This is a genomic window from Lentisphaera profundi, assembly GCF_028728065.1.
Lineage (GTDB): Bacteria > Verrucomicrobiota > Lentisphaeria > Lentisphaerales > Lentisphaeraceae > Lentisphaera > Lentisphaera profundi.
Genome location: NZ_CP117811.1, coordinates 2,319,128 through 2,335,942, shown reverse-complemented (window position 1 = coordinate 2,335,942; position 16,815 = coordinate 2,319,128). Strand labels below are relative to the sequence as shown.

At 40.0% G+C, this 16,815-nt stretch carries 18 protein-coding genes; 7 read left to right on the top strand and 11 right to left on the bottom strand.

Going from position 1 to position 16,815, the window contains the following annotated elements; all coding sequences use genetic code 11:
• Positions 1-10 precede the first annotated feature (10 nt).
• The 3 genes from PQO03_RS09445 to pdhA are packed head-to-tail and all read right to left on the bottom strand — an operon-like array spanning position 11 to position 3,297.
• Positions 11-1,339 (bottom strand): dihydrolipoamide acetyltransferase family protein, encoded by a 1,329-nt coding sequence (locus PQO03_RS09445; protein ID WP_274149838.1) that lies wholly within the window; start codon positions 1,337-1,339, stop codon positions 11-13.
• Positions 1,340-1,348: 9 nt separating this feature from the next.
• Entirely contained in the window at positions 1,349-2,326 is a 978-nt protein-coding gene (locus PQO03_RS09440; protein ID WP_274149837.1) for a pyruvate dehydrogenase complex E1 component subunit beta, read from the bottom strand.
• A gap of 8 nt (positions 2,327-2,334) precedes the next feature.
• A complete protein-coding gene (pdhA, locus tag PQO03_RS09435; RefSeq protein ID WP_274149836.1) occupies positions 2,335-3,297 on the bottom strand; it encodes a pyruvate dehydrogenase (acetyl-transferring) E1 component subunit alpha in 963 nt (320 codons plus the stop codon).
• Between the two features lie 236 nt (positions 3,298-3,533).
• Between pdhA and PQO03_RS09430 the strand changes: the two genes are divergently transcribed.
• Together PQO03_RS09430 and PQO03_RS09425 are read left to right on the top strand one after the other, a co-directional pair.
• Positions 3,534-4,097 (top strand): Maf family protein, encoded by a 564-nt coding sequence (locus PQO03_RS09430; RefSeq protein WP_274149834.1) that lies wholly within the window; start codon positions 3,534-3,536, stop codon positions 4,095-4,097.
• Positions 4,090-5,100 (top strand): hypothetical protein, encoded by a 1,011-nt coding sequence (locus PQO03_RS09425; protein ID WP_274149832.1) that lies wholly within the window; start codon positions 4,090-4,092, stop codon positions 5,098-5,100. Before PQO03_RS09430 ends, PQO03_RS09425 begins: the two co-directional genes overlap by 8 nt.
• On the opposite strand, the gene PQO03_RS09420 is transcribed toward PQO03_RS09425, so the two are convergent.
• Entirely contained in the window at positions 5,101-5,802 is a 702-nt protein-coding gene (locus tag PQO03_RS09420) for a type II secretion system protein (protein WP_274149830.1), read from the bottom strand.
• A 210-nt stretch (positions 5,803-6,012) separates the two neighbouring features.
• Here PQO03_RS09420 and PQO03_RS09415 point away from each other — a divergent pair, with 210 nt between their 5' ends.
• Positions 6,013-7,227, top strand: coding sequence for a putative porin (locus PQO03_RS09415; RefSeq protein ID WP_274149829.1), 1,215 nt, complete (start codon positions 6,013-6,015; stop codon positions 7,225-7,227).
• Positions 7,228-7,297: 70 nt separating this feature from the next.
• On the opposite strand, the gene PQO03_RS09410 is transcribed toward PQO03_RS09415, so the two are convergent.
• Positions 7,298-8,074 carry a TatD family hydrolase gene (locus PQO03_RS09410; RefSeq protein ID WP_274149827.1) on the bottom strand — a complete coding sequence of 259 codons (777 nt, stop codon included), beginning with the start codon at positions 8,072-8,074 and terminating at the stop codon, positions 7,298-7,300.
• 107 nt (positions 8,075-8,181) lie between these two features.
• Between PQO03_RS09410 and PQO03_RS09405 the strand changes: the two genes are divergently transcribed.
• From PQO03_RS09405 to trxA, 3 genes are all read left to right on the top strand, one after another.
• A complete protein-coding gene (locus tag PQO03_RS09405) occupies positions 8,182-8,742 on the top strand; it encodes a heme-binding beta-barrel domain-containing protein (protein ID WP_274149825.1) in 561 nt (186 codons plus the stop codon).
• Position 8,743: 1 nt separating this feature from the next.
• Positions 8,744-9,169 carry a group II truncated hemoglobin gene (locus PQO03_RS09400; protein ID WP_274149823.1) on the top strand — a complete coding sequence of 142 codons (426 nt, stop codon included), beginning with the start codon at positions 8,744-8,746 and terminating at the stop codon, positions 9,167-9,169.
• A gap of 92 nt (positions 9,170-9,261) precedes the next feature.
• Positions 9,262-9,588: a thioredoxin gene (trxA, locus tag PQO03_RS09395; protein WP_274149821.1), complete on the top strand. Its 327-nt coding sequence runs from the start codon at positions 9,262-9,264 to the stop codon at positions 9,586-9,588.
• A 99-nt stretch (positions 9,589-9,687) separates the two neighbouring features.
• On the opposite strand, the gene PQO03_RS09390 is transcribed toward trxA, so the two are convergent.
• The 6 genes from PQO03_RS09390 to PQO03_RS09365 all read right to left on the bottom strand — a co-directional run bounded on the left by PQO03_RS09390 (position 9,688) and on the right by PQO03_RS09365 (position 16,426).
• On the bottom strand, positions 9,688-11,853 hold the full coding sequence (locus PQO03_RS09390; RefSeq protein ID WP_274149820.1) for a hybrid sensor histidine kinase/response regulator: 2,166 nt from the start codon (positions 11,851-11,853) through the stop codon (positions 9,688-9,690).
• Positions 11,846-13,033, bottom strand: coding sequence for an ABC transporter substrate-binding protein (locus PQO03_RS09385; RefSeq protein ID WP_274149818.1), 1,188 nt, complete (start codon positions 13,031-13,033; stop codon positions 11,846-11,848). The genes PQO03_RS09390 and PQO03_RS09385 overlap by 8 nt, the downstream gene beginning before the upstream one ends.
• Positions 13,034-13,145: 112 nt before the next feature.
• The gene (locus PQO03_RS09380; protein WP_274149816.1) at positions 13,146-13,643 is read right to left on the bottom strand and encodes a DoxX family protein; all 498 of its coding nucleotides are present in this window, start codon (positions 13,641-13,643) and stop codon (positions 13,146-13,148) included.
• A gap of 8 nt (positions 13,644-13,651) precedes the next feature.
• Complete coding sequence (locus tag PQO03_RS09375) at positions 13,652-14,029, bottom strand: MGMT family protein (protein ID WP_274149814.1); 378 nt, start codon at positions 14,027-14,029, stop codon at positions 13,652-13,654.
• 4 nt (positions 14,030-14,033) lie between these two features.
• Positions 14,034-15,740, bottom strand: coding sequence for a gamma-glutamyltransferase (ggt, locus tag PQO03_RS09370; protein WP_274149812.1), 1,707 nt, complete (start codon positions 15,738-15,740; stop codon positions 14,034-14,036).
• A complete protein-coding gene (locus PQO03_RS09365; RefSeq protein WP_274149811.1) occupies positions 15,740-16,426 on the bottom strand; it encodes a phytochelatin synthase family protein in 687 nt (228 codons plus the stop codon). The genes ggt and PQO03_RS09365 overlap by 1 nt, the downstream gene beginning before the upstream one ends.
• A gap of 137 nt (positions 16,427-16,563) precedes the next feature.
• On the opposite strand from PQO03_RS09365, the gene PQO03_RS09360 reads away from it, so the two are divergent.
• Positions 16,564-16,776, top strand: a complete 213-nt coding sequence (locus PQO03_RS09360) for a DUF1653 domain-containing protein (protein ID WP_274149810.1) — start codon at positions 16,564-16,566, stop codon at positions 16,774-16,776.
• Positions 16,777-16,815: the final 39 nt, after the last annotated feature.

Sequence of the window (16,815 nt, the reverse complement as noted above, 5' to 3'; positions counted from 1 at the left end):
TTAAGGCTCCTTAAACGATGAGTTTAGCTGGGGTTTCAAGATAATCTTTCAAGGCATTCATGAACTCAGCAGCGAGTGCACCATCAATAACGCGGTGATCGCAAGTGATCGTCATTTTGCAAACTTTGCTTGCTTTGACTTCGCCATTAACGAGTTTGAGTTGCTCTTGAGTACCGGCAACTGCGAGGATCGCAGATTGTGGAGGATTGAGAATAGCAGTGAAACTATCTACAGCACCAAACATACCGAGGTTAGAAATAGTGAAAGAACCACCTTGGTACTCATCAGGGCTCAATGAGTTTGAGCGAGCTTTGCCCACGAGTGACTTCACATCTTTTGAAATTGACGCTAAACCTTTGGTATCTGCAGAGCGTACAATTGGCGTAATGAGGCCATCGGGAATTGAAACGGCAACAGAAATATCGATGTCGTTAAACTGAACAATTTTGTCGCCTTGGAAAGCGCCATTCATTGCAGGGAACTTAGCAAGGGAAAGGCCACAAGCTTTGACGATGAAGTCATTAATTGAAATGCGCACGCCTTCCATGGAGTTAAGCTGTGCACGGAGGTCCATGAGACGATCCATTTCGATCTTAGTCGTCAAGTAAATAACTGGTACGCCTGCAGAAGCTTGAACCATGCGATTAGCAATGGCTTGGCGCATTTGTGTCATGGGGACATCGCTCAGTGATTCACTTGCGCGACTGACGTAACCAACTAAACCAGAGCCACTTTGTGCTTCAGAAGCACCGTAACCATTAGGAAGAGTTTCGATGTCGTTAAGAACAATGCGATCGCCAGTTGTTGCAGGTTTTACTGCCGCTAAGTTGATGCGCTTTTCTTCAGCTAGCTTGCGAGCTGCAGGGGAAACTTTGATATCTTTTGCAGAGGGACTTAAAGAACCGACTCCAGGTACTTCTGCAGGAGGTGCAGAGACAGGGACAATAGTGGCCGTTACAGCACCACCGCTTACGGGAGCTTTAGTAGCAGAGGAAGTAGGCGCATCATCGGATACATCTTCATCTACTTCTTCTTCAGGCTCATTAGCGACTTCTTCTGCAAGGGCAGCATCGAGATCTGCTTGGTAATCTTCGTCAGCTTCTTCAGTGAAGACAGCGATAACTTTACCTACTGGGGCAGCGCCACCAGCTTCGAGGATGATTTCGCGGAGGAAACCTTCTTCTAGAGATTCGTAATCAACAGTTGATTTGTCAGTGGCGATACTCGCAATGACTTGGCCGGACTCGATTTCATCGCCTGGCTTAACTTTCCATTCTGCAATAGTGCCTTCAGTCATAGTAGGACTAAGGCTAGGCAGGGTAATCATGATAGTAGACATGTCTTACTCCTATTTATAAAGTGATTTTTTTACAGCTGCAACGATGTCTTGTACACCGGGGAGTGAAGCTGCTTCGATATTTTTCGCATAAGGAAGAGGGGTTTCGCCCTGGCTTACACGAATGACGGGGTGATCTAGATCATCGAAACACATTTCGTGAATGAGTGATGATACTTCAGCACCAAAGCCACAAAACTTGTGTCCTTCTTCAGCAACAACTAAGCGCTTAGTTTTGCGAACTGATTCAGCGATGAGGTCAATATCAAGGGGCTTAATAGTACGGGGGTCAACAACTTCCGCACTGATGCCTTCTTTGGCAAGAACCTTAGCTGCTTCAAGAGCAAAGCCGACTTGACGTAAGTGAGCACAGATTGTGACATCAGTACCTTCACGTTTGATATCGCCCTTGCCGATTTCAATGAGGTATTCCTCTTCAGGAACTTCACCCATGTTACCATAGAGCATTTCGTTCTCTAGGAAAATAACGGGGTTATCATTGCGAATTGCGGCTTTGAGTAAGCCTTTTGCATCGTAAGGAGTTGAAGGGGCCATGACGATAAGGCCAGGGATGTGTGCGTAGAAACTTTCTAAGTTATGTGAGTGCTGACAAGAAACTTGAGCAGCAGCGCCTGAGGCACCACGCATAACAATTGGCACGCTAAATTGACCGCCAGTCATGTAGTGCATTTTGGCGGCATTTGAAATGATTTGGTCGATAGCAACGAGAGAGAAGTTCCAGCTCATGTATTCGATAACGGGACGTAGGCCCATCATTGCTGATCCAATACCAAGGCCAGTGAAACCGGCTTCGGTAATAGGGGTATCACGAACACGTTTTTCACCAAACTTGTCGAGTAGACCTTTAGTTACTTTGTAAGCACCGTTGTATTCGGCGACTTCTTCACCCATGATATAAACTTTTTCATCACGGATCATTTCTTCATCAAGAGCTTGATTTAAAGCTTGTCTAAATTCAGTAATTGGCATTTGTTACCTCAAGCGTAAACATGGTTAGTGAGTTCATCCATTGGAGGCCATGGAGATTCTTTAGCGAAATCGAGAGCATCTTTAACTTCCGCTTTCATTTCTTTGTCGAGGGCTTTGTAGCCTTCTTCGTCAATCCAGCCTTGTTCTTCCATGGATTTATAGAAGCTATTGATCGGGTCTTTCTCTTTCCAGCATTTCACTTCGTCTTTTGTGCGGTAGAGACCTGCGTCAGAGACGGAGTGACCTTGGTAGCGGTATGTCGTTACATTGACAAGTGCAGGACGACTATTTTTCTTGCAATCAGCAATGATTTCGCCAAATGAATTGTAAGAAGCTTCGAGATTCATACCATCGACTTCATAACCTTTCATTTTGTAAGCAGCAGCAAAATCAGATACTTTTGGATTGGCAAGTGCACGCTCATTAGATGTGCCCATGCCGTATTGATTGTTTTCGCAGATGAAAACTACAGGTACATCCCATAGTGATGCGAGATTTAAACTTTCGTGGAAAGTGCCTTGCATAGAAGCGCCATCACCAAAGAAAGTCAGGGCAACGCCTTCTTTTCCTTCGTATTTGAGTGCAAAAGCGGCACCTAAACCAATAGGGATTTGTCCGCCAACAATGCCGTGGCCACCGAGGTAGTTGTTTTTCTTAGAGAAAACATGCATCGAGCCACCTTTGCCGCGAACACAGCCAGTGATTTTGCCAAACATTTCGGCCATGACTTCTCTTGAGCTAAGTCCACCAATGAGGCCTTGGGCGTGACAACGATAAGAAGTGACATATGCGTCAGTAGGAGTTAGGTGCGCCATGGCGCCAACGGCAACGGCCTCTTGACCGATATAAGTGTGGCAGAAACCCGTGATGAATTTCTGCTGGTAGGATTTAAGGCAGCCTTCTTCGAAGCGACGTACACGAACCATTTGTTCGAGCATCTGAAGGGCTTTTTCCTTGCCAATATTTTTCATGCTTGACCCTATTACTATATTTATTAAAAGTTTTTAGCTGTTTATGACACTACTTAAAGCTAGACATAAACCCATTTTACAGCATCTTATATACTTTAAAATTAATAATTTTCAATAGCGACATCCGTTTATGTAAATGAATTGAGGTCTTTTACAATTTTGTATTAAAATATTGAGCATAACTTACCTCAAAGCATTACTTTGATGATTAGTTTTGTAAGTTATAGGGACTTGTAATGATTAGAGAAAAAATAATTTTAGCTTCGGCTTCTCCGAGGAGAGCAGAGATATTAAGGGCGGAAGGTTTTGAGCTCGAGATAATTTCTGCAGATGTGGAAGAGAAGTCAGGTGGGACGCCCCTAGAAACGGCAGCGTTTAATGCGCGCTTAAAAGCAGAGAAAGTGGCTCAGAATTACAGAGAAAGACTTATTATTGCTGCTGATACAGTCGTTTGCTTTAAGGGAGAGCTTTTAGGGAAACCTCGTGATCGAGTAGAGGCTAAAAAAAACTTATTGAAACTTTCTGGGAATACTCATGAAGTTTATACGGCGGTATGCCTCTCTAAGGGCGATAAAATCCGCCAGTTTGTAGCGAAAAGTTGTGTTCGTTTTAAAATCTTTGATAATTTAGTCGTGGATTCTTATTATGCTTTAGTTGATCCCTTGGATAAAGCTGGTGGGTATAATATAAATGAGCACGGCGAAATGATTATTGAATCTTTTGAAGGATCGTATGAAAATATCATGGGTTTGCCCATTAAAGAATTAATTGAAGAGCTAAAGGGATTTGTTGATGTGTAAAGTATTTTTAAAGGTCTTGTTCTGTATGAGTTTATTTATTTCTTGTAAACAGGAAGTGGAGCCAAAATTTGACACGACGAAGCAGCAACAAACTGAGGAGATCGTTGAATCTGTATTGACTGAGCAAGAGCTCAAGTTACAAAAGTTTTATGAGTATCTCTTACTGGGTAAAAATGATAAGGCTCTAGCTCAAGTTAATGAGATTTCATTAGTTGAACAAGATTTTGCGATTCAAGAAAAAACATACGATGCGCTATTTAAGGAGTTTTCTTTAGATAAAACTTTTTACGAAGCCTCAAAGTTCACTGAGCTTGATTTATTTTACTGGGTGCAAAGTTTGTTTTTTAAAAAGCAAGTTAATAAAGTTGTTCAGAGCTTAAAAAAAGATCAAGATCCGATAAAAGCACTCTATGATTTAGTGAATGAACGGGTTAAAGACAAAGGTCCGTCTTCAGACAAGGGGGCATTTCCATTACATATTTGGCAAAGAGCTTTTGGTGTATGTGATCGCCAAAGTTGGGTGATGTGTGAATTAGCGTATCAATTAGGTGCGGATGTCTATATCATATATTTTGTTGAGGAAGATACGGGGATTTCTAAGCATACTATTTGTCAGATATCCTATCAGGGCCGCCAATATTTAATAGATCCACTTTATAAAAAGTTTTTAGCGGATGTTCATTGGAATGATTTAGACGAAGAAAAAGCAGCTAAAATTTGGAGTGAGCACCCTTATCTTGCAGATGACATAAAAAAGGCTGAGATTTTATTGCCGTCCATGCCTCATGATTTTAGTAGACGTCAGCAAGTTCTGGCAAAAAAGTTACAAAAAATAATTCCTAAAGATATTTTGTTTCGCTTTGGTGAAGATCCAAAATTAAGATCTGCGCGGTGGCCTTATCTTACAGGACAAGATTATTTTTACTGGGATTATCCCCACCGTTTAATGACAGGAATGTTTATTTACAGGAAGCTTTATCCTGAAAAAAATGAAGTGAAGTAGCTACTGTTGTGTATTCCATTGGTCGGGGTGAGTTTGCTTGATTCTATGAACGCTGCCGTCTCCAAAGCTAGCATTAAAATTCCCTAAGTGATGAATTCCAACGCGTCGAACGTTGCCAAGAGGAGGTGTGAGTAATTCACCCCAGTCAGTTTTTGAAAAAGAATTGATGCCAATGTGTGAATTACTTAAATCGGCAAGGACGTCAGTCATATATAATGTGTTAAAGGGTTTGCTGACATCATTGATATTAATGGGCGTTTCGGGATCATAAGCCCAGCCCATTCCGGATATTTCAAAGGGAGAGCCATTCCAAGCATTACTGGGAATAATATTCATTATATAGGAAGCTTGTGTGTATATATTGCCAGTTGTTGGGTCGTGACCAGCGGGGTCAAAATGCTCATCCTCATCTAGTGATGGGCATTTGAGAATATTCTCACTTATGTTTATAAAGCCTATGTAATTGGCCCAATGATGAAGTTCACCTTCGTTTGTATTACCAAAGTCGGCGGGTATGACAAGTCCCTTATGATCGTCAGTATAGATACTGTTGATTAAGGCTATATTTTTAAGGTTATTCTTGCATGAAGTCATGTAAGCTTGTTGCCTTGTACGACTAAAGCTAGGCATTATTAGAGAGCTTATAATCGATATTATTGTGATCGAAGTCATTAATTCAATCAAAGTGAATTGTTTATTCATTGTACTATGTCATCCTGTCCATTATCCATTTCCAATCATAATAAAGGTGATGTATACTCGGATCAACAAACTTTTTTCTACGGAAATCAAAAAGTTAACCAGAGTTTAACAAAAAACCAAAGAAGTCTAAACATAATGGACTTAAGATTTGCTTGTACACAAAAGGATTATGCATTAGTACAAACGTAAACAAAAAAGGTAATACTCAATATGTTAGTAAAAAAAATCGTAGCTGCGTCCCTTATGACAGCAGCCTTTTCCGCCATAGCGGCTGACGATGTCGCGGCTCAATTAGAAGAGCTGAAGAATGCTTATGTGAAACAACAGCAAGAAATGCAGGCTATGCGTCAGCAAATTAAAGACGTCGAATCTGTTCATAATGAAGCTATTCACAAGTATATCAAAGATGAAATTAAATCTGAAGTTAGTAAGCAGAGTTCACTGCTCTCTTTAAGTAGTCATGTGGAAGGCCTAAAAATCAAAGGTGATTTAAGACTTCGTTACCAGAGCGAAGATAATAAAAAATCAAAAGGTGGTGGAAGTCGCGATCGCTTCCGTGAGCGCGTACGTGTCGGCGCTGAGTGGAAGACTTCTGAAGGATGGGATATCGGTATTGGTGTAGCCACGGGTGATGCAGGTGGAGCCTCAACCAACGACACATACGGCGATAAAGGCACATGGGATTCAGGAGATCTTCGCTTAGATTATGCTTACGCAAAGCATAGCTGGGATCTGCAAGATGGTACGCAGACAGTTATTCTCGGTAAGATGAAAAACCCTTTCTTTACATCAAAAGCTTTCTTTGATGGTGATTACAGACCTACTGGTATTGCTTACCAAGTTGATATGGGTACGGTATTTGCGACTGCAGGTGCATTTACAGTACAGCAGAATAATAGCGGACGTAATGAAAATGATACAATGCTTTATGCCGCTCAAGTAGGTATGAAAACTGATCTTTTTAAAGCGGCAGTTGCATATTATCATTATAATAATACGGACTATGCGAGTGGAAATGGTGACTTCATTGAGCTTGAGAATCACGAAGTTCAATTGATTGATGTTGTTGCAGATGTTTACCTCAATGTGGGTGATGTGAAAGTTGTTCCTTATGGCCAGTACTCATTCAATAATAAAGCTGATGACGAAGAAACGGCCTATATGATTGGAACAAGAGCTGTTTTTGGTAATTTCTCAGTCAGTTATGACTGGCGCCACATGGAAGAAAATGCAGTTCCATCAATGGTTATGGATTCCGATTATATTGGAGGAGCTAATTATGAAGGTTCCGTCATTGCTGCTAAATACAAAATGACTAAAAATTTGACTCTTCAAGGTAAGTACTACATGACGGAGCAGATCAAAGGTACATCTGATGATGAAAAACGCGATCTTGCACAATTGGATCTTGTTTACAAGTTCTAAGTAATTCGTTTAGTTTGATTTAAGCTAGCCTCTACTCACTGAGCAGAGGCTTTTTTACGTACTGAGCAACTTAATCAAGATTATAGAATGGCTTAGTGGTCTGCTCGGTTTGTTTTGCGACTTCCGCAAAAGAGCAGCCATATATATCAGCTAATTGTTGAACGAGATGAACAAGAAAAGCGGGCTCATTGCGATGGATTCGTGGTTTCATTGTACGAGGACTTAGATAAGGTGCATCCGTTTCGATCATGAGTCGACTGAGAGGAATCTTGGGGATGAAGTCATGCATGTGGAAACCTCGTCGTTCATCGCAAATCCAGCCTGTAAGACCAATATGTAAATCGAGTTCAAGATAGTCATCGAGTTCTTCTTCAGTGCCTGTGAAACAATGGACCACGCCTTTTGTGAAATCTTTACGTTTTTCTTTAATGATTTTAATGAAGCTATCGTGGGCATCACGCTGGTGCATGAATAAGGGCTTTTGATATTTGATTGCGAGTTCAATTTGTTGTTCAAAAGCGAATATTTGCTCTTCTGGGGAAGAAAAGTTTCTATTGAAATCTAAGCCACATTCCCCAAGGGCACGTACGACATCTAATTGAAGCAGTTGCTCAATTGCATCCTGTGAATTTTTGTTCCACGACGAAGCATAATGTGGATGGATACCTGCCGTAGCAGAAAATAGTTCCGGGCGTAGTTTTGCGATTTCCGCAGACTGCTGACTATTCTCGACTGTTGACCCCGTACTGAAAATATGAGTTATGCCAGCATCTTGTGCTCTAGAAAGAATATCTTCTCTATCCTTATCGAAAGGGGCTTTGAACCAATTGACACATATATCAATCATTATGCACTCCAGTTTCTTTACTTTGAACAATTAATAAGAGTTTGATAGAGCATACATTGAGAAAAAGCAGACGCCCTTTATTTTATAAGAAAACAAGGAAGAGAATTATGAGCAGTATTATTGGTGGTGTTGATTATGGACCGTTAGCTAATTTTATTGGTGTGTGGGAAGGTAGGTCAGGAGTGGATAGGGCACCGAAACCACAAGGCGATAAAACGACAGATTTTTCAGAAACGATAACATATACTGCTGTCGGAGATGTCGACAATGCGGAAGTACAGGATTTAGTCGTCGTTCACTACCATCAAGTTGTTACAAGAATACCAGATGGAAAAGTTTATCATAATCAAACTGGTTATTGGATGTGGGATAAGGGGACTGATGAAGTGATGTTTTCTGTTAGTATCCCACGTGGCTTGTGTCTCTTAGCAAATGGGACCTATGAAAAGGGTAAGGCTATAAAATTCAAGGTGAAAGCCGAGTTGGGTGATACAGCCTATTCAGTCGTTCAATCGAAGTTTTTATTGGAGAAGGCAAAGACCGAGGCCTTTGAAATTGAATTGACTCTAAATGAGAATGAATTAACGTATGCACAAACCACCTTTTTAGATATTTATGGGCGAAAGTTTGACCATACAGATACTAGTTCTTTGATTAAAAAGAGTTGATATGGAAATCCAAGATTCAAAATACGGTCAAGAGGACGCTACTTATAAAGCAGTTGGAGAAGCGGACGGCCTAATGAAATTAGTATCTGAATTTTATCGTCAAATGAGTCATTTGGAAGAAGCCAAAGTTATTCGAGCAATGCATCCGAATGACCTTACTGAGAGCGAAGATAAACTTTATTGCTTTTTAAGTGCGTGGATGGGAGGCCCTAGGCTCTATGCAGAAAAGTATGGGACGATTGCGATTCCTCGTGCCCATGCACATTTGGATATTGATGTAAACGAAATGCAAGCATGGTTGCTTTGTATGAATGAAGCATTGCAAAAATTAAACTATCCACAAGATTTTCAGGAGTATTTGATGACGCAATTAAAAGTGCCCGCGGAGCGGATTCGTTTAGTCTGTATGAAGAGTAAAGAAAATTAGCTTAGCGAAAAAACTTTTTTTGAATGGATTTCCCTCATTTGGGGAATAGATTTCAATAACTTAATTCAAACTCTAAAACTAGGAGATCAAATATGGCATCAGATCAAGTACTTAATCTAGATGATAACTCATTCGAATCAACTGTATCCGAAGGCGTAACGCTGGTAGATTTCTGGGCCCCTTGGTGTGGACCTTGTCGCATGCTCGCCCCAGTCATTGACAAAGTTGCTGGCCGTCTTGAAGGTAAAGCTAAAGTAGCGAAAGTTAATACTGACGAAGCTAACGCAAGTGCAGTTAAGTTCGGTGTTAACTCTATCCCAACTATCATGATCTTTAAAGATGGTGAGCTTAAAGATACTCTTATGGGTGCAGCTCAGCGTGAAGATGATTTAGTATCAAAGATTGAGTCTTACCTCTAAGAGGTAGTACAATACTTTAAAAGACAGTGATTTTTCACTGTCTTTTTTTTGGAGAGATGGAGGAAAAAGGCTTGGATTGGCAATGCAATATCCGAACTATTAGTTATCCGTTTGAGTGTTTGTTTGTTTAAGCCACGTAAGGATTTTTTCTAGGAAGATATGTTTTTCAAAAGGTTTGACAATATAATCATTCATTCCAACTTTATAGCATTCGTCAATATTATCTTGAAAGGCATTGGCACTAAAGGCGATGATGGGGATATCTACACCTAGCTCCCTCAGTTTATTAGTGGCTTCAAAACCATCCATCTGTGGCATTTGGCAATCCATTAAAATTAAATCAGTGGGATTTGATTTGATGAAATCAAGGGCCCCTTTTCCGCTACTTGTAAGATGACAGTTGACGGGTAAGTCTTTAAGGCAATCGCGTACAAGCTCTAAATTGATACGGTTATCATCGACAACTAAAATGTCGGGCATATATCCAAGTATAGAGAAGTCTATAGGGACTTTTTTTGAAGTAGCTGTTTGAGTTATTTTTTCTAAACGAAGCTCAAATTCAAAGGTGCTTCCTTGTTTCTCTGTAGATCTGATAGATAATTCTGAATCCATCTGTTTAAGTAAATCTTGACTTATTTTTAAGCCAAGACCACTCTCTTCAGAAAGAGGAGTTTTTTCATTAAGGAAATGCATCAATTTTTTTAATTTGAGAGGGGGGATACCACTTCCAGAATCTTTAATCTGTATATTTATTAAGGCATTATTTGTGTCGTCATGGTATTGACTAATGATATCGATATGACCATTAGGGGTGAACTTGATTGAGTTACTAATAAGGTTGACCATAACTTGACGTATGCGATCTTTATCACCTTTTACCCATACATTAGGCTCATCAAGTAAAGTGAAATTGAGTTTTAAGGATTTGGATTCACAGGATTCAGAAAATAGCTTTTCTAAGTTTCTTAAAAGTTCGTTAAAGTTAAATACTCGAAGGTTGAGCTCACTATTTTCTTCTAGGATTTTTGTAAAATCTAAAACGTCGTTGATAATGGCTAAGAGACTTTGAGTTGATTGATGTATGGATTCGCTATAGTTTTTTGCTTGCTCATCTAATTCTAGCTCTTGTAGTAAGGTGGTGTAACCATAAATCGCATTCATTGGCGTTCGAATTTCGTGACTCATATTGGCAAAAAAGTGTGATTTGAACTGACTCATTTTTTGTAACTCATGAATTTTGTCAGTGAGCTCTATGGTTCGCTGCTGGACGAGCTGTTCCATTTCAGTGTTTACATCCTCTAAATTTTTATGGCGACTTTCTAGGCTGGATACCAAGTTATCAAAAAGGATTTTTAAATTATAAAACTCCTGTACAATTAGTTTTGGAGGAGCTTTTATGGATGACATGAGTGTGCATTGACTCATGTGTGTTTCTAGAGAACTGAGGGGCTTAATTAAGAGGTAGTTGATGATGAGAAAGCCTACTGTCGTAATGAGAACGCTCACTATAAAAGCAATGAGTAGATATCGAGCTAAGGCCTGATTTCGTGTTTTGATAAATGGCGCATAATCAAAATAGATATTTGCCCAAAAGCCTTTGCCTAATTCAATTTTTTGTTGGAATGCTTGTGGTATATTTGGGCCCAAATAAGTGAGCTCGTCATTATGGTGAAAAATTTGTAACCCTTCACTAGGGCCAAGGAGTTGTAACAAGCTCTCGTAGGCTTCTGTCATGGGTAGCTCAGTAATTAAAGCTCCTTCTGTATGATTGTTGTGTTTAACTGCAACACTCAATCTGATTCGAGGATTAGGGGCTTGCTTGATCAAGTCAACATTTTGATCAAGCTCTTCTTTCAAAAGGCTTTTTATGGTAGGATGCATCACAAAGACGGACTCATTATTTTCACTACTGCGAATTACATCGCCTTCAAAGTCAAGTAAGTATAGTGGGTAATGTTTACCGAGGAGTTGCCAAGAATTCATTAAGCTTTGAGCTTCTTCAGCGCTTTGTTCAGGTTGAAGAACGGCTTGAGAAAAAACACTCAGCTGAGCTAAATCATTCAAAATACGGGTTCTTTGAGTCAGGTAATGGGTGATTTCTTTTTGTAATTGTTGGCTTCGAATGTTGGCTTGGCTTTGAAAGTTCTGATGGCAAATATTGGTTAAATTTTGGCAGATGATAATGCCTGTACCCACCATAATGGAGAGGCCAATGAAAACCATGACACTAACGCTTATTTTGTAGGCAGATAAATGCTTAGTCATGATCTGTTCCTCGGTGGGAAATTTGCCCTTGATCATTATAATAAGCCATGCGATAATCAGCGCTGTTTAATGCTTCATGACTAAAAGGAGCATCAGGAGAGTAAGCTTGAAAAGGCTTGTGATAAGTTTTGATTAAGCCTTTTACAGGTGTGCTTAGAGTCTCAAGCTTACGCTTCACGGCCTCCCTTAGGTCTAAGCCCCTTTTTTTAAATTCATGCTGTGACGCTTCTATTAATAAAGAGCTTAAGTCATAGGCGTGGAGGAAACCACTAGGGGATTTGATGTAATTATTGTTGAAATCATCGGGGAATAAGAGTGAACACTTTTTGATAATTTCGTTATTTGAATTGGAGGACATATCTAGGGAAGATTGAATAAATAATAGTGGGTATTTTTTCGCCTTAGAATTTAAGCTATCGTAGAAGCGGCCGCCTGTAATTCCCCAGTGGGAAATTATAGGTATTTTCAAGTTAGCGTCACTAATGGCGTTAACTATTTTTGAGCTTTCCATAGCGTTGCCCACTAGAACAATGCTGTCGGCATTCGATTGTTTGAGGTTCAATATAAGTTTATCAATTGCGTATTGTGATAAGCCCCATTTGAACCAAGTGACTCCCGACTTACGAATTTCAGCTTTATTAATTGCGCGGGAAAGAGTTTTCCAGTTGTTTTTACCCCAAGCAGTATCTTCTAATAAGAGGTAGGGACGCTGTATTTTATGGATTTTTATACCGCTAGTGATTAAAAATTGACCGACGGTTGAATCGTCTAATGAGAGTCGAAAAATATAATTGTGTTTGGATTGAGAACGAGTAATCGGAGCCGCTGCAGCCCACGGGTTTAGGAGTAATAATTGATTGTCGTTGATGAATTTTTGGTTAGCTAATACGGGAGGAGAATGCATTCCGCAAAAAACCGCTAAGGTTTTTGGGTCAGCAGCAGCCATTTTTATGTTCTTGAGACTGCGCCGACTATTGCCCCGGTGATCGAGTTTGTGGACGGTGATTTTTTGGCCGGCTAGCTTTTTTTTATTGTGTTCTAAAGAAGAAAGGATGCCCACTTCGATGGCTCGACTCGATTCATAATAATTGGAGAAGTCGGCATCAATATAGATTTTGAGTTCTGTGGCGGATAAAACTAAGCCACAAGACAACATCAATAAATATCCTACAAACCGCATACATTCTCCTTTATATATTCTGACTATTAGATTATTACAAGAAAAATGTAAAAGCAAATATTTTAGGGTATAAGGTCTGAGATGCTTGCAGATCTGTAGCGGCTAGCAAGGGTTATTTTTTCTTAGGGGCCTTTTTTTTATCACTAGACTTACTTGAGGGTTTGCTTGTAGGTCGATTGGCTCTTTTTGTTTTAATAACAGCATCTAAAGAAACTCGACCAGAGCCTAAAATCATGAGTATTATAAAAATCATGAGGTAGATAAAAGGGAGCTCTCCACTGGGTTTTCCAGGAGCATCAAATAGTTGTTGCTTTAATACAGTAGTATGAAAGTAAACGCCTACGGCCATAGTAGCGATGAGTTGTGAGAGAGCAAAACGGCTAGTTAAACCTAGGATTAAGAGTATGGAGCAGAAAAATTCTGCAAAGACAGCTAGTCCTAGGCAAGTGCTTGAACTCAGCCCAAATAAAGAAGGGAACTTTTCACTTACTAAGGTGAAGTTTTGTAGTTTTGGCCAACCATGAGCCATCAACATGGATCCTCCAAAGGCTAGTCGTGCCAAAAGTAGAGCCATGTCTACACTTAATTTATCATCTTTTGTCGTACTCATGTTATATCCTATTCAAAATTAAAGATTGCAGTCGAATCTAAAAGAATGCCGTCTTTGTCAAAGAAAACGCCTTCAGAATCTAAGAGAGAAAGTTTTTTATTTATTTGTATACCCGATCTTTGGCCAAAGAAGCCGCCTATGCGTAAATCACTTTTTATCACTCGGTGACAGGGGACATGGGGAGCCCAGGGATTGGCTTTTAAGGCTTGACCAATGGCTTGTGCAGAATGACAATTAATAGATTTTGCCAAGAGTCCATAGGTAGTCACTTGGCCAGGGGGGATTTTTAATAGCTGAGAGAGCACATTTAAGCGAAATCCAGAAATCTGTTTGTGGGTACAGGCATCTTGCATTTTATCGATGAGAGCTTGATGCTTTAGTGGCACGAAATTAGAGTCCCAGGGCCTTACCGTCGATTCTTCTTGGGTCGGCAAAACCGTGTTTGCCATCATAGCGAATCATAATAGTTTCGGTACAACCAAATGGGGAAACTTCCTTTGTGTTATGTCCTTTTGCTTTGAGGCTTTCGACTATGTTTTCATCTAAACCAGCTTCGTACTCAAGTTGATCAGGAAGCCATTGATGGTGGATTCTGGGGCGTAAAGTCGCTTCTCGTAAATCCATATTAAAGTCGATTATATTGACGAGAACCTGTAATACAGTGGTGATGATGCGACTTCCGCCAGGGCTTCCGGTACAGAGGTAGGGTTTATCATTTTTAAATACTATAGTGGGAGTCATTGAACTTAAGGGACGCTTATCACTTTTGATAAAGTTGGCCTTGCCTCCTAGAAGTCCATAGGAATTCGGAACTCCTTCAAGGATAGCAAAGTCATCCATTTCGTTATTGAGAAAAAAGCCAAAACCAGGAATGATGATGCCACTGCCAAAGCTATAATTGATGGTGTAAGTAAAACTTAGTACATTGCCTTGACGATCTGTAACAGAAAAGTGAGTGGTGTCATTGCTTTCGTGGGGTCCTGGTTTTCCGTGTGATATATCTTCTGCGGGACGAGCTTTCTTTAGCTTAATCGTTTTCTTTAATTTCTTGGCGTATTTTTTTGAAATGATTTCTTGTTGTGGAATATGATTGAAATCGGGATCGCCTGGGTAATGACTACGATCGGCATAGGCGAGTTTCATAGTTTCGGCTAAGAGATGGAAATATTGGTCTTTGGGTAGCTTCTCTAAATTGTAGTTTTCGAGAATATTTAACATTTGTATAAGGTGCATTCCACCAGAACTAGGAGCGGGCATGGAAAATATTTTAAGACCACGGTAGTTGCCTACTAAGGGTTCTCGCCCTATAACTTTATAACGTTTGAGATCTGAGAGTGCAATGAGGCCACCATTTTCTTTGTGCCAATTGACAAATTCTTTGCCCATGTGGCTATTATAGAAATAGCTTGGACCGTATTTTTTTAAGCGTCTAAGTGTGTTAGCAAGATCCTCCTGTACAAGGATGTCACCTTCTTTCATGAGTTTTCCTTCAGGAAAAAAAATACGCTTAGCTTCCTTCTTGTTCCCAAGAAAATCACGTTTTACCTTAAGGTCATAAGCGAGGCCTGCGGAGATTGCAAAGCCATCTTCAGCAAGGATGATAGCAGGTTCAATGAGGCTTTTATGTTTAAGCTGACCGAAATTTTTATTAATAAAATCGATGCCTGCCAAAGTTCCTGGTACAGCACAGGCTTTGGGTGAAAAGCGTAGGGCGTCATGATCAACACTGCCATCAGCTTTAAGGAAATCTTCTTTTGTAGTCGCAGCAGGAGCGCGTTCACGAAAATCTATGGCAATAGTTTTTTTAGTTTCGGCATCATAATAGAGGGCGAATCCACCACCGCCAAGGTTGCCGGCTTTGGGTTGAGTAACCGCAAGTGCATAGGCGATGGCAACCCCCGCATCTGCAGCATTTCCCCCAGCTTCAAGAATTTCGAGTCCAGCACTTGCTGCTTTGTCATCTTGACAAACAATCATTAAGTTTTTGGCACGGCTAATTGAACTATTTTTGAAGTCTATGTTAGGAGCTCTAATAATAGGATCTGCTAAGAGTAGAGAAGAGCTGATGAAGAAAAGAGTTATAAGATAATAATGCATTATTTTTCCTTGTTTAAAAGTAACCAGCCACGCGGGATTTTGCTGACGGGGTCTACTGCGAGCATGGCATTGTAGAGATCTTTATCTTGAACCCAAAAGGATTCACGACTTGATTGGACTTCGAGAATTAAAACTTTTCGCGATTTGGCATCGTAAGCCGTGGCTAAAGAGAAGTGTCCAGAGCGCATGCCCTCGCCCTTCAGTGATTGCCGAGAAAAGTTGACGATGAGTTGAGTATCAGTATTTAAGTTTTTTAGCTGCAAACGAAAGAGATCTAAGCCAGATATGTGAGCGTAATGCTTTGCTACTTTTATATTTACAAGGCGACGAACGGTGGCTTCATGAAGTTCTCGCAGGGTCATTCCCATTTTTGCGACCGTCGCAGGGAGGATAACTTCTTCAGCTACCATATTATCAAAAAAGTTATCTTGATCAATGTGGTTATTTTGATTAAGTGTATTGCCTGCAATTGTCAGTGAGCAAACACCACAGTAATTTTTTCTTTGGGCTTGCCAGTATTTTTTAGTTTTCAGATAGAGTTCTTGGTCGATAGTCTGAAATAAGTCTTGACCTTCACTTGAAGAAATACTGTGAACATTTTTTACTTGAGAGTGAATACTCAGTTCTGTGTGGTTGGTACAACCCCAAAATAAAAGGAGTGAAATTGTAAGTAGTACTTTGGGCATTTTAAACTCTAAAATTAATTGGTAAATAGTCTTATGAATATGAAGGCAATTGTCTGAGATACAATAATGAGAGCCTTGTACAGCTCTTTTCTCGAAGCTATCTTACATAAAATTTAACATAAAAAATAAAGGCTGAAATGAAAAAAGGTATTTACCGTCATTATAAAGGGAACTTTTATCAAGTCATTGATGTGGCAAAGGATAGTGAAACAGAAGAAGACTTTGTGATTTATAGACCCATGTATGGGGAAAGAGCTTTATGGATTCGTCCTTTAGCGATGTTTTCTGAAATCATTGAGCGTGATGGTGCATCTGTACAACGCTTTAGTTTTCATTCCGAGAAAAAATAAAGCCCAAAACATTTTCATGCTTTAGGCTTTTATAAGCTT

Coding starts and splice junctions, on each gene's coding strand:
- PQO03_RS09445 (WP_274149838.1), bottom strand. CDS start 1,339: ATGTCTACTATCATGATTACCCTGCCTAGCCTTAGTCCTACTATGACT.
- PQO03_RS09440 (WP_274149837.1), bottom strand. CDS start 2,326: ATGCCAATTACTGAATTTAGACAAGCTTTAAATCAAGCTCTTGATGAA.
- pdhA (WP_274149836.1), bottom strand. CDS start 3,297: ATGAAAAATATTGGCAAGGAAAAAGCCCTTCAGATGCTCGAACAAATG.
- PQO03_RS09430 (WP_274149834.1), top strand. CDS start 3,534: ATGATTAGAGAAAAAATAATTTTAGCTTCGGCTTCTCCGAGGAGAGCA.
- PQO03_RS09425 (WP_274149832.1), top strand. CDS start 4,090: ATGTGTAAAGTATTTTTAAAGGTCTTGTTCTGTATGAGTTTATTTATT.
- PQO03_RS09420 (WP_274149830.1), bottom strand. CDS start 5,802: ATGAATAAACAATTCACTTTGATTGAATTAATGACTTCGATCACAATA.
- PQO03_RS09415 (WP_274149829.1), top strand. CDS start 6,013: ATGTTAGTAAAAAAAATCGTAGCTGCGTCCCTTATGACAGCAGCCTTT.
- PQO03_RS09410 (WP_274149827.1), bottom strand. CDS start 8,074: ATGATTGATATATGTGTCAATTGGTTCAAAGCCCCTTTCGATAAGGAT.
- PQO03_RS09405 (WP_274149825.1), top strand. CDS start 8,182: ATGAGCAGTATTATTGGTGGTGTTGATTATGGACCGTTAGCTAATTTT.
- PQO03_RS09400 (WP_274149823.1), top strand. CDS start 8,744: ATGGAAATCCAAGATTCAAAATACGGTCAAGAGGACGCTACTTATAAA.
- trxA (WP_274149821.1), top strand. CDS start 9,262: ATGGCATCAGATCAAGTACTTAATCTAGATGATAACTCATTCGAATCA.
- PQO03_RS09390 (WP_274149820.1), bottom strand. CDS start 11,853: ATGACTAAGCATTTATCTGCCTACAAAATAAGCGTTAGTGTCATGGTT.
- PQO03_RS09385 (WP_274149818.1), bottom strand. CDS start 13,033: ATGCGGTTTGTAGGATATTTATTGATGTTGTCTTGTGGCTTAGTTTTA.
- PQO03_RS09380 (WP_274149816.1), bottom strand. CDS start 13,643: ATGAGTACGACAAAAGATGATAAATTAAGTGTAGACATGGCTCTACTT.
- ggt (WP_274149812.1), bottom strand. CDS start 15,740: ATGCATTATTATCTTATAACTCTTTTCTTCATCAGCTCTTCTCTACTC.
- PQO03_RS09365 (WP_274149811.1), bottom strand. CDS start 16,426: ATGCCCAAAGTACTACTTACAATTTCACTCCTTTTATTTTGGGGTTGT.
- PQO03_RS09360 (WP_274149810.1), top strand. CDS start 16,564: ATGAAAAAAGGTATTTACCGTCATTATAAAGGGAACTTTTATCAAGTC.